Source organism: Rummeliibacillus sp. SL167, assembly GCF_007896505.1.
Lineage (GTDB): Bacteria > Bacillota > Bacilli > Bacillales_A > Planococcaceae > Rummeliibacillus > Rummeliibacillus suwonensis.
The window spans coordinates 76,342-94,081 of record NZ_VCBM01000005.1 but is presented as its reverse complement, the minus strand read 5'-3'; the positions used below and the strand labels follow the sequence as shown (position 1 = coordinate 94,081).

Sequence of the window (17,740 nt, the reverse complement as noted above, 5' to 3'; positions counted from 1 at the left end):
AACAGAGCAGCGATTAGACATCTTACTGACTTATTGAGATGATAATGTATAAGTAAAAAAGATGAATGGGGGTCAAGCGATGGATAAAGTATTGATTGTTGAAGATGAATTTGCCATAAGCCAAGTGTTAAAGGCATATTTGCAAAAGGTACATTTTCAAACAGAGCAGGCATTCACGGGTACCGAAGCAATCGAAAAATTTCATGCTTGTAGTCCTAACATTGTTTTGTTAGATGTGATGTTGCCGGGCAAAAATGGATGGCAAATTTTAAAAGAGATTCGACAAGAGAGTAATTGCCCAGTCATTATGCTTACTGCATTAGGTGATGTCAATTATAGATTAGAAGGGCTAAACGAAGGGGCTGACGACTATATTGCAAAACCGTTTGTAGCAGAGGAAGTCGTGGCGCGTGTTAAGGCTGTTCTTCGAAGAACACAAGGAGATACAGGGCCCAAACGTCAATTTGGCAGTCTAGAAATCAATCTACAATCCCATCAAGTGATGATAGACGGTCATGAAATTGATTTAACGCCAAGAGATTTATCAGTTCTGATGTTTCTTGCAGAGCATCCTAATCATACATTTTCGCGAGATCAACTTATTGATCAAGTCTGGGGATGGGAATATGATGGTAGTGACCGTGCTGTAGACTTAGCCATTAAACGGCTACGCAAGGCATTGAAGGATTGGCCTGCAACAGAAGGTGAAATCAAAACATTGCGTGGATTGGGGTATCAATTAAGTGTCAAATCATATCAATCATAAAAGGGTTTCTTTAACGCAATATTGGACAAGTCGCTATTTGCTTACTTTATGTATCGGATTAACGATTGTCGCGTTCCTATCTGCTATCTGGATACGCCACACAACGTTACAAAATCGATTAGATATGCTTCAATTCATGGGGGAAGAAATTACAAACCGTTTGGAAGATAATATTACCAATAATTCATCCACAGAGCCTTCGAGAACTCCAAGCGGCAATAAAGTAGACCCTGGAGTATTTAGAGAACGGGAACGTTTTATCGATATGGGCATCAACCCCAATATTTATATTGTGGATACGGAAGGGAATATTTTATCTACCAATCGCCCAAAAGAACCGATGGAGCAGCAGACCATACCTGAATCTGTCATGGCATCTAAAAAAGAAACGATCAAATTCAAATCAGAAGATTCTATGCAAACGTATTATGCGATTAAAAAGAAAATCGAAATCGATGATAAGACAGTCGGATACATTATTATTACGGAAACAAAAGAGCATCTGACACATTTAAATCAAGAATATGGTCAGTTGGCGATTATGATTGTTGGTTTAGCCTTGCTAGGATTAGGGGCTATTTATTTCTTGTCGCGTCGTTTAGCCAGACCGATTAAGGATGTGGCCTATGCAGCCAAGCAAGTGCAAGATGGCAATTATAATATCCAACTATCAGATAATATCAAAGAAGAAGAGATATATGAACTCGTGCATTCCTTCAAAGAAATGGCGTCAAGATTAGAACAGTTAGAGGCCATGAGAACTGAGCTATTAGCAGGGGTAACGCATGAACTAAAAACACCAGTCACTTCTATCAGTGGTCTGTTGCAAGCTATTCAGGATGGAGTCGTTGAAGGCGAAGACCAAAAGGAATTTATACGAATGGCTGTCAATGAAACGACAAAGCTAAAAACAATGGTAGGAGATCTGTTAGCGTTTAATTCATTCTCTGTGAATGCCATTCCTGTGAAACTTGAAAAACTTGAAATCAATCAAACGATACAAGAGACGGTCACACAATGGGAACTGACGCAGGATACAGAAGATATTGAATTGACATTGGTCACATTACCAGAGCCTAGACAGGTAGAAATTGATCTTGTCAGATTTCAACAAGTATTTACGAATCTTTTTACAAATGCCAAACAGGCAATGAAAGGTCATGGCAAAATTACCGTTACACTCAGCGAAGCAACGGGTGCTGTGCTTATTCGTGTTGCGGACACAGGCGGAGGAATTCTAGCGGAAGAGCAAACACTTATTTTTGAACGCTTTTATCGAGGAGAAAATAAAAAATATGAAGTTCATGGTCTGGGCTTAGGGCTGCCATTAAGTAAAATGATGGCACAATCTATTGGTGGAGACCTTCGTTTGATCAAGAGTTCTGAAAGCGGCACGATTTTTGAGGTCATGATTCCAAAATTATAAGGTGAAATTTCACACAGTTGTAGGTTTTACGACCCGCTGATAGGGGATAGAAAAGCTAAAGGGCATTCGATAAGTTATGGGATACAAAACTTATCGAATGCCCTTTTTTGTGTACTTAAAAATTGTTTCAAAGAGAAATTCATGTCCAATCGCTTTGAAAAACATAATACATACTAATATGTCCAAACTTTTTCCTTCAAAAATACATCTGGGAGATAGAGTGTTTTATTTTTCTAAAGATTTTTTCCTCGACATTCAACTGACACATTCAGCTTGTATAGTATTTATTGTAGAGGATGTGAAATAACCTAACACCTAAAAGGAAGGAAGATATAGATGAATGAATGGAACTCAAATAAGAAAAAAGGAATAGGCAAAAAGCTGATTTTAGCTATTGGTATTCCATTTATATGTGTCGTAGCAGTAGTAACTTATTATCTGGTGAGCAAAGATAACTATGTAGCGAAAATCGGTGATGTGAAAATCTCACAGGAAGAATTGGATTCAGCTTTAAATAAGCAATATGGAAAAACCGTTCTGGATACATTAATCTCAGATAAAGTGATAGAGCTAGAGGCTAAGAAACAGCATGTCACTGTTTCTAAAAAGGCAATTGAGTCACAGTTGGATACTTTAGCCACACAATATGGCAGCGAAGAGGCATTAAAATCAGCACTTGCCTCTAATAACATGACAATGAGCGATGCCAAGAAAAGTGTAAAAACATACTTGTTAACTAAAAAGTTAATGGTGCCCACTCTCGATATTACAGATTCAGAATTAAAAAGTTATTTTAAAGAAAATAAAGACACATATGATCAGGCGGCACAGGTGGAGGCAAGCCATATCCTATTGAACGACAAAAAAACAGCTGAAACGGTATTAGCTAAATTAAATGATGGCGGTAATTGGGATCAACTAGCGAAAAAATACTCACAAGATTCAAGCAATGCATCAGACGGAGGAAATCTAGGTTACTTTGCCAAAAGTGATATGGATGAAGATTTTGCGGATGCGGCATTTTCACTAAAAGTGGGGGAAACAAGCGATATCGTGAAATCATCTTATGGTTATCACATTATTAAAGTAACAGGTAAAAAGGATGCAAAAGAAGCTAAATTTGCAGATGTAAAAGATAAAGTAAAAGACGCAGTCATTGAACAAAAAATCAATGATAATTATAGCTCATGGTTAGCTTCCCTCTATAAAGATTACAATATCAAAAATAAATTAGATAAAGACAGTAGCTCAACATCCAATAGTAGTACAAGTAACAGTTAAAAAAGAGGTGTCTATCCATGCGTTATCAAGATGATTTTACAGTAAAAGGGCGCAAAGAGTTAAAGCATGCCATCTCACAAGTGGATTATACCATTTTAAAAAATAAGCTAAAGCATGTTATGAAGCTTGATACAAATGCTGGACGAGATGGTAGGTATGTTATTCGAAGCGTTTATTTTGATAATTTTGATAATAAAATTCTGAATGAGAAAAAAGAGGGCTATTTCAAAAGAGATAAATATCGTATTCGTATATACGGAAATAATTCAAGTTTTGTTAAATTAGAGAAGAAAAGCAAACGCAACAATTTAACCTTTAAGGAAAAATGTTGCATAACTAAACATGAATATGAATGGCTGAGTATTGGTGAAATCGAATGGATGAAAAATGATCAGAGACTATTAATTCGCGAGTTGTACATTCAAATGTCTTTATATCAACTTAAACCTGTAACAGTGGTAGATTATGTTCGGGAAGCTTATACCTACCCATATGGCAATGTTCGTATCACATTTGATAGTCAGATTAAATCGAGTTTTCGAAATATTGATCTTTTCAATCCGGATTTAGCAATGGTGCCTGTATTTGATCCAACACAAATGATTTTAGAGGTAAAGTATGATGAATATCTACCAGATATCATTAAGCTGACCTTACAAATGATGGATCGTAGACCAGATGCCTATTCGAAATATCAACTAAGTCGTATGTATGGATAATAGATTGGAGGAAGTAAGATAAATGGATAATATAAATTTTAACGATATTTTTAAATCAAGTTTTATTGAAAAAACATCAAGTTTTTCACTAACTGATTCACTTATTGGACTACTCGTTGCCTTTTTGGTTGGGCTATTTATATATGCAGTCTATAAAAAAACTTTTTCAGGAGTTATTTATTCCCATAGCTTCAATATTTCTTTAATGATTATGACAATGGCTACGGCACTCATTATTATGGGCATTTCCTCAAATGTTTTACTATCTCTTGGAATGGTCGGTGCGTTGTCAATCGTCCGTTTCCGTACCCCTATTAAAGATCCAATGGATTTAGTCTATTTGTTTTGGGCTATTGTATCAGGAATTTTATGTGGTGCAGGTTTTATACCGCTAGTTATTATTGGATCTATTTTAATCGGCTTAGTCCTCATCCTTTTTGTGAACAAGATTACGATCGAGAATCCTTATTTGTTGGTCGTGAAGTATGATGATGCTTCAATAGAAGCCTCAATGGAACATGTTATTAAGGAAAAATCCAAAAAATATATATTAAAATCTAAATCTGTGATGCCTGGGGATGACTTAGAGGCGACCTATGAAATACGTGTAAAGGAAAATGACTCGCATTTCATCAATGAGTTAACCTCTATCCAAGGTATTCGTTCGGCGGTAATGCTTAGCTATGATGGGAATTTCACAGCGTAATAAATATCGTGTAAAGGAGTTACAGCATGATTAAAAATAGAGTAGTTTATGGTATTCTCGCTGTACTCGTGATGGTGTTTATTTGTGCTGTCGGGATATTACCAAACTTAGCGATAAAATCAAAGAATACGGAAACCAGTTACGTATCACAAGTGTTTAATCACGATAAAGTAACAACAGTAGATATTGAGTTATCGGATACAGATTGGCAGGACATGCTTAATAATCCATTGAAAGAAGAAATGAAAGAAGCAACCGTTACCGTCAATGGTAAAAAAGTCGAGCATGTTGGGGTTCGTACGAAAGGAAATTTATCATTGCGTGAAGTCGCCAATGATGAAGATTCAGATCGTTATAGCTTAAAAATAGATTTTGATTATTACAATGACGAACAAAGTTTAAATGGCTTGAAAAAATTGAATCTGAATAACAATTATAGTGATGCGACACTGATGCGTGAATATCTTTCCTATCAATTGATGGAAAAGATGGGATTGCCGACTCCATCCTATTCTTATATGTATGTAACCGTCAACGGCAAGGATCGTGGTTTATTTCTAGGTGTTGAACAGGTAGATGAAACGTTTTTAGCAAAGAACTTTAAGACAAATACGGGGGCGCTTTATAAGCCAGATGGTACAGGCAGTGATTTAAAATGGATTAGTAATGATTTAGATGACTATTCAGGATTAAATGCTAAAACTAAGGTGGATAAGGATTCAGAGGAGGCAACCATTAATTTCCTAAAAGCGATTAATAATAAAGGAAAAAATCTTGAAGATACAGCAAATGTAGACAATCTTCTGCGTTACTTTGCCGTAAATACAGCATTAGTCAATCTGGACAGTTACCAAAGTAATTTAAAACATAACTATTATTTGTATGAAGAAAATGGAAAATTTAATATCATTCCGTGGGATTACAATATGTCCTTTGGTGGTTTTGGTGTTGGCGGCGGCGGTGGAGGACCACAGTTGCAAAATAATAACGAACAAAACGCTCGTTCAGCAACAGGCAATAACTCTTCCAAACAAAATAACGACACAGGGAAGGATAATAGGCCATCGCCTCCAAGTGGGCAGCCTCCAGAAGGTCAAATGCCAATGGATGGAAATGGTCAAGGAAGTATGCAACCCCCACAAAATGATGAGTTACCATCGACTCAACAGGATGATCAGAATGCAAATGATAACGATCAAAAAGAAGAAAAAGCACAAGACCAAGAGAAGGACACAGGCAACAAAAAGAGTGATGCTAAGGGACAAAGAGCAGCAGGAGGATCTAATAATAATTTACTAGCCGAATCTAGTATTGACTTTAGTATCACAAATCCAGTATCGGGAACAACTTTAGAAGAGCGTCCCTTACTCAATGTTTTGCTATCTAATGATAAATATCAAAAACAATATGAAAGCTACTTAAAAGAAGTAGCAACAAAATATTTAACTGAAGAACAAATTAGCAAAGAAACGGCTAAAATTGCTAAGCTGATCAAGCCATATGTGGAAAAGGATCCCACAAAGTTCTATACAACAGAGGATTTTGAAAAGGCAGTTTCAGGAGATAATAGCTTACCGCAATTTGCGAAACAACGCTCTGTAGCTATATTAAAGCAACTATCAGGTGAGGCATCAGATGGAGAAACAACTACAGTAAACTCAAATAGTCAAACAGCTATTGATTCAAAGAAAAATAGTTCAACTGTTAACCAAGATGATTCTTCGAATGACTCTAAAAAGAATGGAATAAGTCCAAACGATAACAGTGAAAAAACATTCGGTGGTAGAGCCCAAGGACAGCCGGGTGGCGGGATGATGGGACAGGGCCAATTTCCGAATGCGGAGAAAAATCAGGAGACATCAGGCACTTCTAAACAAACAATGATCTTAAATGGTATAGCTGTAGTCGTATTGCTACTGGCAATCATTACAGTATTTATATTTAAACGTAGGGGGAAAATACGAGCTAAATGGTAATGGAGTAATGCAGTCACTGCCTGTATCTGTTCGACGATGCAGGCAGTGAAATCCCACCCAATTTTACACTTTATACTTGGTAAATGGCTATCATTGATCGTCTAGCACAGCGATCAGGATAGCCATTTGTCCGTTCTACTTATCCCACAATAAAAGAAGGTAAGTTTCCCAATATCAAGCTAATTATCTATATTGAGATAGATAAAATTGGATAATCAACACACCTGATGCAATATGAATTTCTAAGCTCTGGTATACTTTATTGTGTAATAGTAAATAGTCCTTATCCCTCATGAAATCTGAATATTTAGTTGTCACCGTTTTAAAATTCATATTTTGAACTAAAATAGATTTGTGAAATGGCTTCAGCCTATACCTAAAATAAATGGAGTGTCTTTCTATGAATGATCAACAATATGATGAATTATTACACATACAAACGACGGAAGAACAAAAAAATTTTCAATTGTTCGCCAATTATTATCCTTATGAGCCAACACCATATACTGTATTAGATCTATGTTTTGACCAAATTGAATTGGAAAAAAAGGATTGTTTTGTCGACTTTGGATGCGGTAAAGGCCGAGTTGTCTTTTATGTGAATTATCGATATCATATTGAAACACTTGGGATTGAAATGAACAAAAGCTATGTGCAAGATGCCTTACAAAACAAGGCACAATATTCGAAGGAACATCATCTAGTAGCTGCACCCGTAAATTTTCTTAACATTAAGGCTGAACAATATAAAATAAAACCGACCGATAATATCTTCTTTTTCTTCAATCCTTTTTCCATTCGGATTTTTCGCCATATCATTCGTCATATATGGAAATCACAACAATTATATCCCCGAAAAATATATGTGATATTATACTATCCATCCTTTGAATACATTCAATTTCTGCGAGATGAGACTCAATTTAAAATGATAAAAGATATTTTAGTGCCGAATATTTCTGTTTATAACATGCATGAGCGCGTATTGATTTTTGAATCTAAAGAAAAATCATCTATGGAATAAAAGATTTCAAGAAGGCCTATATAGGGACTTATTCATGTCATCTAAATGATGACTGAAAATATCGTTAAAACTTGATTCTACAAGTGATTTAGATTTGTTAGAATGATTTTTATTTATCACATGATTGCGGAAAGTTTCAGGAGACTAAGCTTGTTGTAGTCTCATGTTTTCAAAATAAAAATTGGAAATACTATTTTTAATATTATAAATTTACTAAAAAATTAATATAGACTAAATCATCTGAATCATTTACAATATGGTTTGTAAAAAAGTCTAACAAGGTTTTTAAAGCTATATCAAATTAATATTCAGAATTATATGCATTTATCTGAATATTGAAGAAAGTATAGTTTTCATAAGGGGGATATTATATTGAGTTCAAAAAAATTAAAACGATATGCATCAGTGTTTTTAGCATCATCTTTGGTCGTTGGCATTCTAGCAGGTTGTGGAAATAAAGATGAAAAATCCTCTGGTGGCGGAGGCGGAAATAGCGATGAGATCAAAGTTGGTTTGAACTTAGAATTATCTGGTCCCGTAGCTTCCTATGGTTCTGGCATTTCAAAAGGTGCAAAGCTAGCCATTGATGAAATCAACAAAGCCGGTGGTATCGATGGTAAGAAAATCGTGCCAGTTGAAATTGATAATAAATCAGATGCAGCTGAAGCAACAGCTGCTGCGATTAAATTAGCAACGCAAGAAAAAGCTGTAGCTCAAATTGGTTCTGCTACTTCTGGTGATACAGTAGCTGCAGTTCAAATTGCAAATAAAAACAAGATGCCTGTTATTGGACCATCTGCAACATCTGAAACAGTCACTGTCAATGAAAAAGGCGAAGTAAACGAATATGCTTTCCGTACATGTTTCATTGACCCATTCCAAGGTCAAGTGGCAGCGCAATTTGCTTTAGATACTTTAAAAGCAAAAAATGTAGCAATTTTCTCAGATAGCGCAAGTGATTATGCAAAAGGATTGGCAAAAGCATTTAAAGATACGATCGAAAAAAATGGTGGTAAAGTCGTAGCTCAAGAATCTTATGTTGCCAAAGATACAGATTTTAAATCTACATTGACTCGTTTAAAATCAAAGAAACCTGATTTCATTTATGTCCCAGGTTACTATGAAGAAGTAGGCTTAATCATTAAACAAGCTCGTGCTGCTGGTATCGATGTACCGTTAATGGGTGGAGACGGTTGGGACTCTCCTAAAATGGTTGAGTTAGCTGGTAAAGATGCGCTCAACAAAACGTACTTCACAAATCATTACTCTTCTGAAGACCCAGATGAAAAAATCCAAAAATTTGTTAAAGCATTTAAGGCTGCAAATAGTGATCAAGCACCTGATGCATTTAATGCACTTGGTTACGATACGGTTTATTGGTTAAAAGATGCGATCGAACGTGCTGGCTCAACAGATGGTGAAAAAGTAAAAGATGCTTTAGCAAGTACGAAAGACTTGTCATTAGTAACAGGTAAATTCTCAGTAGATGATAAACACAACACAGTTAAATCAGCAACAGTTCTTGAGTTTAAAGATGGTGAGCAAGTGTTCAACTCTAAAGTTAATCCTTAATTTTTAGTTTTATAAAAGGGGGGCACTGTCCTCCCTTTTGTCGTTTATTTATGGTCTTGGAAAAGGAGTGAGATTTTAATGGAGTGGTTGCAACAATTGATTAATGGTATTTCACTCGGTAGTATCTATGCGTTGATTGCCCTCGGCTATACAATGGTATATGGCATTATCAAGCTGATTAACTTTGCACACGGTGATGTATTCATGATTGGTGCATTTATAGGCTTTTTTGCTATTGCAAGATGGGGATTAGGTTTTTTCCCAGCATTGATATTAGCAATGGTTGTTTGTGCAATATTAGGGGTACTGATTGAACGTATAGCTTATAAACGTTTGAGAAATGCGACGCGAATTGCTGCATTAATTACAGCGATTGGTGTTTCTCTTTTAATTGAATATACGACGATATTCTTCCGTGGTGCACAACCGGAGGCGTATCCAGATGTTATTCCCAATAAGTCTTTTCATTTTTTAGGTGCGCAGATTTCTATGCAATCAATTATGATTTTATCAGTCTCAGTTGTTCTTATGATAATTCTACAATTCATAGTACATAAGACGAAAATCGGTAAAGCGATGCGTGCAGTATCATATGACGAAGAGGCAGCTCGCTTGATGGGGATTAATGTCGATAATACAATTTCGATCACATTTGCCATTGGCTCTGCTTTAGCTGGTGCAGCAGGTGTTATTTTCGGTATTTATTATACGAAAATCGATCCTTTAATGGGAATTATACCAGGTGTTAAAGCATTCGTTGCTGCAGTACTTGGTGGAATTGGCATTATTCCTGGTGCAGTAGCCGGAGGTATGGTACTAGGAGTTGTCGAAACAGTAGTTAGTGCATTGGGCTTTTCTTTGTGGCGAGATGCTGCTGCATTCGTCATTTTAATCTTAATATTGATCTTTAGACCGTCGGGTATTTTTGGTAAAAACACCCGTGAGAAAGTGTAGGTGAAAGTACTTATGAAAAAGTCTAAAGTGTTTTGGATATATGTTGCGATAGCACTAGTTGTCTATGCAGTTGTGCAGTTTATGATTTCAAGTGGAAATTTTGATATGTATTACTCCAATCTCTTTATTACAATTGCGATCAATGTTATTTTAGCTGTTAGTTTGCATTTAGTTATCGGTATTACAGGACAGTTTTCTATAGGTCATGCTGGATTTTTAGCAGTTGGTGCTTATGTTTCAGCCATATTCACTACAAATTTAGGTTGGCCGTTCCCAATCGCTTTATTAATGGGGGCAATTGCCGCTGCAATCGCTGGTTTAATCGTTGGGATTCCTACGCTTCGTTTAAAAGGGGATTATTTAGCCATCGCTACACTCGGATTTGCAGAAATTATTCGTATTATTTTCTTGAATATTGACTATGTAGGTGGAGCAGCAGGTATGCAAGTAGATTATCTAACAACTTGGACATATGCATTCTTTGTTGCACTTATTACGGTTGTTGTCATTTCAAACTTTACAAATTCACGTCATGGTCGTGCGTGTATCGCTGTTCGAGAAGATGAAGTTGCAGCAGATTCGATGGGGATTAATACTACTTATTATAAAGTACTAGCTTTTGCGATCGGTTCCTTTTTTGCCGGTCTTGCAGGAGGATTATTTTCTCATAACTTCTTTATCATTCAACCATCACAATTTGGATTTTTAAAATCATTCGATATTTTAATCTATGTTGTACTTGGTGGTTTAGGAAGTCTCTCAGGTTCGATTATTGCTGCTATCTTATTAACAGTCATTTCATTATATCTACAAGATTTCCCAGAAACTCGTATGATTATTTATAGCTTGGTATTGATCATTGTTATGCTATATCGTCCAGCTGGATTAATGGGTACGAAGGAAGTTACCGATCTATTCAAATTCGGTAAGAAATCTAAAGGAGGTAATATGAATGAGTAACCTTCTTTTAAAAGTAGAGGATGTAGGGATACATTTTGGTGGCTTGAAAGCTGTATCTGATTTGAATATGGAAATGTATCAAGGCGAGCTTATTGGTTTGATAGGGCCGAATGGTGCGGGTAAAACGACAAGCTTCAATATGTTGACAGGCGTATATAAACCAACAGAAGGAGTGATTACGTTTGACGGCAAAAAGATGAATAATATGTCTCCGCACCAAGTAACCAAAAGTGGTGTCAGTCGTACATTCCAAAACATTCGTTTGTTCAAAGAACTATCCGTTTTAGATAATGTAAAGGTAGCAAATCATTCGCTTGCACATCATTCCGTATTCAGTTCTATTTTACGTTTACCAAGTCATTTTTCTGGAGAAGCTAAAATGGAACGAGAGTCGATTGAATTTCTAAAGATTTTTGGCCTTGATAAATATATGCATGAGTTGGCTAAAAATCTTCCATATGGAATGCAACGACGACTTGAAATTGCAAGGGCCTTAGCGGCAAAGCCAAAGCTATTACTATTAGATGAACCGGCTGCCGGTATGAATCCACAAGAAACACATGATTTAATGGAATTGATAGCACTTATTCGTGAAAAATTCGATTTAACGATTTTATTGATCGAGCACGATATGGGACTTGTCATGGGAATCTGTGAACGTATTTATGTTCTTGACCATGGTCAGCTTATCGCTCATGGTAGTCCGGAAGAAATTCGCCACAATCCAAAAGTTATTGAGGCTTATTTAGGTGAGGAGGTAGCGGAATAGATGCTGAAGGTAAATAGTATTGATGTATTTTACGGCAATATTCAAGCATTAAAGGGTGTCTCCTTGGAGGTAAATGAAGGTGAAATCGTTACATTAATTGGTGCGAATGGTGCGGGTAAGAGTACACTTTTAAAAACATTATCAGGTTTATTAAAACCTAAAAAAGGAACCATTGAATATCTTGGTCAGTCCATTGCGGGAAAACCTGCACAATCTATTGTCAAAGCAGGGATTTCACATGTGCCAGAAGGACGTCGTGTATTCGCCAATATGACAGTAGAAGATAATCTGGATTTAGGTGCATATTTACGAAACGATCGCGCAGAAATTGCCAAGGATAAAGAACGTGTTTTCAACATTTTTCCGATTCTTTTAGAACGCCGTAAACAATTATCGGGTACTTTATCAGGTGGTGAGCAACAAATGCTTGCGATGGGGCGGGCGATTATGGCAAAGCCGAAGTTGCTGTTGTTAGATGAACCGTCAATGGGGCTAGCACCAATTATGGTAAAAACGATTTTTAATATAATAGAGGAAATTAGAAAAGAAGGAACTACCATTCTTTTAGTCGAACAAAATGCTCATATGGCTCTTTCTATAGCAGACCGTGCTTATGTAATCGAGACAGGAAAGGTTGTATTATCCGGTACTGCCAAAGAACTGCAAGAAACAGAGCAAGTAAAGGCTGCCTATTTGGGTGGACTATAAAAAAGGGTAAGCCGTATTTCTAGTTATTTATCATATAACTAGGAATACGGTTTTTTTGTTGAATTTAGAAGGAATTTTTATGAAATAAAGGAATATATTCTAAGCGTATAGAAGTAAGAAGTTATCCCACATGAACGGATAGCAAGGCAAAATTCAAGGAAATTATATGGCTTCTAACCCGTATATGAAAAAGCAGGGGATAAATGATGTGAGATCAATCACCAGTATAAGCCTGATGGGTCTAACTAACATATGAGGTGACTTAAAATTTCCACTGCGTCGTATTTTAACAGTTTAAATGGAGAGGGCGTGTCGGTAATGATCGATATACATAGCCATGTTATTTTTGATATAGATGATGGACCTAAAAGTTTGGAAGAATCCATTCAAATGCTTCATAGTGCAGTGGCAGAGGGCATTACTGAAATCATCTTTACCTCACACGCCTTTCACCCACAATATCATGCTGAAGCAAATGCTGTGAAGGAGAGGACAGATGTATTGAAAGAAGTCATAAAAGTTCACGACCTTCCATTAACAGTTTATACAGGACATGAAGTAAGACTCCATGAACATCTTTGTCAGCAGATTGAAAAAGGAAGCGCATTAACGTTAGCACATTCTAAATATTTGCTGCTGGAATTGCCGTCTCAGGGGGTACCACGATATACTTTTGAAATTATCAATCGGTTATTAGCTATGAATATTGTACCAGTGATTGCACATCCAGAACGAAATGCTGGGATTGCCCAAAAGCCTGAGTTGTTAGAACAATTAGTGCGTCAGGGAGCAATTTCGCAACTAAATGCAGGCAGCCTTGTAGGGCATTTTGGAAAACAAATTCAACATACAGCCTTACAATTAGTTAAGGCTAATTTAATACACACATATGGATCAGATGTGCATGATATGACGGCACGACCATTTCTGTTTGCGAAAGGATTGTCCTATCTAGAAAAACATAGGTGTTCTGATTTTGTGCATATATTTTTAGAAAACAATGCACGAATTATTTCTAATAGTGAAGTCATTCTATTTGAGCCAAGGAATGTTGAAAAAAGAAAATGGCGAGGAATATTTTTTCAGAAGTAATGATTCAAAGCAATTTCCGCAGGATTCAAAGAAAGCGCCAGCTTAATAGAAAAGTGTTCTCTTCTATATGTCAATTTTGTTGGGGTGCATCTGAATTTGATGGCTTCTAGGGAGGCAGCTTGCCATTTAAATCTTCTTTTTGAACATTTTTTATAGTGCCTAAACAAGTAGTAAGCCACCTTCACGGCAAACCTTACTGTCTTCCCTTTTCCCCAATCATGATAAATAGAATAGGGTTTATTCTCTTAAACTGATAGTTTTTTAGAAATATTGTGCAGTTGAATGAATAACTGAAGAGATAGAACACTATACTACATTGAGAAGAAATAGTAGGGACTAGAAGAGGGGGAGGAAGTTGGAAGCAGCGATTCAATTAAGTGATGGCATAAAAATTTTAAAAAGACATATATTTTTAATTTTACTAATGATGGTAGTGTTTGGTGGAGCAACAATAGCCGTTAGCTATTTTGTATTAACACCAATTTATAAAGCAGAAACACAAATTTTAGTTAATCAAAAATACGAAAAAGAGGGTCAATATCTATCTTCACAACAGATTGATGCAGATTTACAGTTGATCAATACGTACAATGTCATTATAAAAAGCCCTGTCATTTTATCGAAAGTTATTGATGAACTAAAGTTAAAGAGTACCCCCGAAAAACTAACAGAGCAAATTTCAGTATCAAGTGCTAATAATTCACAAGTATTGACGGTCCAAGTAGAAGATAAAAATGCGGAGAAGGCTGTAGAGATTGCCAACACAGTTGCTCAAGTATTTGAAAAAGAAGTTCCATCTTTGATGAAAGTAGACAATATCAATATATTATCTGCTGCTAAATTAGGTGAAAATTCTAAACCTGTCAAACCAAATAAACTACTGAATACGGGTATTGCAACTATCATTGGTTTAATGTTGGGGATCGGGTTAGCCATTTTAATCGAAACCTTTGACACGAGAATAAAATCTGAACAGGACATCGAAGAAATTCTGGGGAATATTCCGGTGATTGGTTTGGTCAGTCCTATCATTGATAAAAAATGATTACTTTACAAAAAAGATGATTCGTTCAGGTTCATAGGGGAAGGAGGATTTCACATGTTTCACTATAAAAAAAACAAAAAGAAGCGTTTTTTGAAATTAGAGAGAAATCTTATTACCATGTCAGACGCTAAATCCGTCGTTTCAGAACAATTCCGGACAATACGTACAAATATTACATTTTCTGCACCAGATCAGGAGTTAAAAACCATATTAGTGACATCATCGATCCCAGGTGAAGGAAAGTCGACCAATGCTGCCAATATTGGTGTTGTTTTCGCACAAGAGGGCAAAAAAGTATTGATTGTTGATGCAGATATGCGAAGACCTACATTACATCATACTTTTAGATTATTAAATATAGATGGATTATCTAGTGTATTGATCAAACAGCAGACGATTCAAAACGTAATACAAGAAACCTCAATAACTGGATTAGATATTGTAACAAGTGGGCCTCTTCCTCCTAATCCGTCAGAGTTGCTGGCCTCTAAAGCAATGGATACATTGTTAAAAGTTCTAAGACAAGAATATGATTTAGTTATTTTTGATTCGCCCCCATTACTACCAGTAACAGACGCACGAATTTTATCAAATAAATGTGATGGCACAGTATTGATTGTAGATCGAAATACGACAAAAAAGGCAGATATTTTAAAGGCAAAAGCGTCCCTTCATGCTTCTCAAGCTAAAATTATGGGAGTTGTTTTAAATAATTCTACCTTACCCCGCAACCAGTATAATTACCAGTACCGATAAAGGTCAGATGACGAACAGATATGTATGTCTTACATCCAGCCACTTATCTTTCTGCTTTTTCCTTACGCCCTGAAGTAAGGATACTATAGCCATTAATGCTTGATCAGTTGGGATATCGAATAATTTCTTAATTTGTTTAATATGTATATTAATGTGAATAAAGCTTTTGGAGGATGTTACGGATTTTGAAGAGGAACTTTTCAAGCAAACTCAAGAAAATCCGGGCACAATTACGCTGGTGCGTAATGGATGATAAGCTTTGTTCACTTTATTTTGCAGAAATTTCAGAAAAATCTGAGTTATTAGTGTTTATTTACATGATTTCTACAAAATTCAGAAACTCTAAAAAAATGCAAATTACTTGATTAATAGAGAGTGTTGGAACATTATATAATTGAAAACATTCTCAATTAGAAATTTGAGAGAATGAGTTTTCAATAAATATTAAAGGAGAGATTCTAAAATGATTTACGCAAATCCTAATAGTGAAGGTGCAGTTGTAAACTTCAAAGATAAATATGACAACTTTATCGGTGGCAAATGGGTACCACCAGTAAAAGGTCAATATTTTGAAAATAAATCACCAGTTACAGGAAAAGTTTTCACAAAGGCTGCTCGTTCAACTGCTGAAGATATTGAATTAGCTTTAGATGCCGCACATGCAGCAAAAGATGCTTGGGGAAAAACTTCTGCAGCAGAACGTGCTAAAATCTTAAATAAAATTGCAGATCGCATGGAAGAAAACTTAGAAAAAATCGCAGTTGCAGAAACATGGGATAATGGGAAAGCCGTACGTGAAACTTTAAATGCCGATATTCCATTGGCAATTGACCATTTCCGTTATTTTGCAGGTGCTATTCGTGCGCAAGAAGGCCGTACTACTCAAATTGACAATGATACAGTAGCCTATCACTTCCACGAACCACTAGGTGTTGTCGGACAAATCATTCCATGGAATTTCCCAATCTTAATGGCTGTTTGGAAGATTGCTCCAGCATTAGCTGCAGGTAACTGTATCGTCTTAAAACCAGCAGAACAAACTCCAGTTTCTATTATGGTTGTCCTTGAATTAATCCAAGATATCCTACCAGCTGGCGTACTAAATGTTGTCAATGGTTTTGGTGTTGAAGTTGGTAAACCGCTTGCAACAAACCCACGTATCTCTAAAATTGCATTTACAGGTTCGACTGCAGTTGGTCGTCTGATCATGCAATACGCAACTGAAAATATTATTCCAGTAACACTTGAACTTGGTGGTAAATCACCAAACGTTTTCTTTGAAGATGTTCTGGATCAAGATGATGAATTCTTAGATAAAGCAGTCGAAGGCTTAGTTATGTTCGCATTAAATTCTGGTGAAATTTGTACTTGTCCTTCCCGTGCATTAGTCCAAGAATCTATTTATGATAAATTTATGGAACGCGCATTAAAACGTGTGGAAGCTATTAAAATCGGTAACCCATTAGATACAGAAGTCATGATGGGAGCACAAGCTTCTGATGAACAAAAACAAAAAATTCTATCTTACATCAAACTAGGTAAAGAAGAAGGCGCTGAATGTTTAATTGGTGGTGAAGAAAACCATGTCAAAGGTTTAGAAGATGGTTATTACATCAAACCAACAGTATTCAAAGGTAATAACAAAATGCGTATTTTCCAAGAAGAAATCTTTGGCCCAGTACTTGGTGTAACAACTTTCAAAGACTTTGACGAAGCTATTCAAATCGCAAACGATACTTTATACGGTTTAGGTGCGGGTGTATGGTCTCGTTCTGGTGATATTGCTTACCGTGCTGGTCGTGCTATTCAAGCTGGTCGTGTATGGACGAACACTTATCACCAATATCCAGCAGGTGCTGCATTCGGTGGTTACAAACAATCTGGTATTGGTCGAGAAAACCATGCAATGATGCTTGAACACTATCAACAAACGAAATGTTTACTTGTCAATTACAACCGTAAACCGCAAGGCTTCTTCTAGGCCAT

16 protein-coding genes are annotated in these 17,740 nt (G+C 36.2%); all 16 read left to right on the top strand.

The genetic code is table 11. The features are described from left to right. Positions 1–79 precede the first annotated feature (79 nt). The 16 genes from FEZ13_RS17470 to exaC all read left to right on the top strand — a co-directional run bounded on the left by FEZ13_RS17470 (position 80) and on the right by exaC (position 17,735). Positions 80–766 (top strand): response regulator transcription factor, encoded by a 687-nt coding sequence (locus FEZ13_RS17470; RefSeq protein WP_146550502.1) that lies wholly within the window; start codon positions 80–82, stop codon positions 764–766. After that, positions 744–2,192: a sensor histidine kinase gene (locus FEZ13_RS17465; protein WP_255473239.1), complete on the top strand. Its 1,449-nt coding sequence runs from the start codon at positions 744–746 to the stop codon at positions 2,190–2,192. Before FEZ13_RS17470 ends, FEZ13_RS17465 begins: the two co-directional genes overlap by 23 nt. Before the next feature lie 336 nt (positions 2,193–2,528). Further along, positions 2,529–3,473 carry a peptidylprolyl isomerase gene (locus FEZ13_RS17460; protein WP_146553721.1) on the top strand — a complete coding sequence of 315 codons (945 nt, stop codon included), beginning with the start codon at positions 2,529–2,531 and terminating at the stop codon, positions 3,471–3,473. A 17-nt stretch (positions 3,474–3,490) separates the two neighbouring features. Next, the gene (locus tag FEZ13_RS17455; protein ID WP_146553720.1) at positions 3,491–4,192 is read left to right on the top strand and encodes a polyphosphate polymerase domain-containing protein; all 702 of its coding nucleotides are present in this window, start codon (positions 3,491–3,493) and stop codon (positions 4,190–4,192) included. A gap of 22 nt (positions 4,193–4,214) precedes the next feature. Further along, complete coding sequence (locus tag FEZ13_RS17450; protein WP_146553719.1) at positions 4,215–4,898, top strand: DUF4956 domain-containing protein; 684 nt, start codon at positions 4,215–4,217, stop codon at positions 4,896–4,898. Between the two features lie 26 nt (positions 4,899–4,924). Beyond that, positions 4,925–6,874 (top strand): CotH kinase family protein, encoded by a 1,950-nt coding sequence (locus FEZ13_RS17445; protein WP_146553718.1) that lies wholly within the window; start codon positions 4,925–4,927, stop codon positions 6,872–6,874. Between the two features lie 400 nt (positions 6,875–7,274). Continuing rightward, positions 7,275–7,898 (top strand): methyltransferase, encoded by a 624-nt coding sequence (locus tag FEZ13_RS17440; RefSeq protein WP_146553717.1) that lies wholly within the window; start codon positions 7,275–7,277, stop codon positions 7,896–7,898. Between the two features lie 369 nt (positions 7,899–8,267). Beyond that, a complete protein-coding gene (locus tag FEZ13_RS17435; RefSeq protein WP_146553716.1) occupies positions 8,268–9,470 on the top strand; it encodes an ABC transporter substrate-binding protein in 1,203 nt (400 codons plus the stop codon). A 78-nt stretch (positions 9,471–9,548) separates the two neighbouring features. After that, a complete protein-coding gene (locus FEZ13_RS17430) occupies positions 9,549–10,424 on the top strand; it encodes a branched-chain amino acid ABC transporter permease (protein WP_146553715.1) in 876 nt (291 codons plus the stop codon). A gap of 12 nt (positions 10,425–10,436) precedes the next feature. Then, positions 10,437–11,384 (top strand): branched-chain amino acid ABC transporter permease, encoded by a 948-nt coding sequence (locus tag FEZ13_RS17425; RefSeq protein WP_146553714.1) that lies wholly within the window; start codon positions 10,437–10,439, stop codon positions 11,382–11,384. After that, entirely contained in the window at positions 11,377–12,153 is a 777-nt protein-coding gene (locus tag FEZ13_RS17420) for an ABC transporter ATP-binding protein (protein ID WP_146550510.1), read from the top strand. The genes FEZ13_RS17425 and FEZ13_RS17420 overlap by 8 nt, the downstream gene beginning before the upstream one ends. Further along, on the top strand, positions 12,154–12,861 hold the full coding sequence (locus FEZ13_RS17415; protein ID WP_146553713.1) for an ABC transporter ATP-binding protein: 708 nt from the start codon (positions 12,154–12,156) through the stop codon (positions 12,859–12,861). It abuts the gene before it with no gap. A 318-nt stretch (positions 12,862–13,179) separates the two neighbouring features. Further along, positions 13,180–13,953, top strand: coding sequence for a tyrosine-protein phosphatase (locus tag FEZ13_RS17410; RefSeq protein ID WP_146553712.1), 774 nt, complete (start codon positions 13,180–13,182; stop codon positions 13,951–13,953). Positions 13,954–14,308: 355 nt separating this feature from the next. Then, positions 14,309–14,998, top strand: a complete 690-nt coding sequence (locus tag FEZ13_RS17405) for a YveK family protein (RefSeq protein WP_146553711.1) — start codon at positions 14,309–14,311, stop codon at positions 14,996–14,998. 54 nt (positions 14,999–15,052) lie between these two features. After that, entirely contained in the window at positions 15,053–15,754 is a 702-nt protein-coding gene (locus FEZ13_RS17400; RefSeq protein ID WP_146553710.1) for a CpsD/CapB family tyrosine-protein kinase, read from the top strand. Positions 15,755–16,217: 463 nt separating this feature from the next. Then, entirely contained in the window at positions 16,218–17,735 is a 1,518-nt protein-coding gene (gene exaC, locus FEZ13_RS17395; protein ID WP_146553709.1) for an acetaldehyde dehydrogenase ExaC, read from the top strand. Positions 17,736–17,740: the final 5 nt, after the last annotated feature.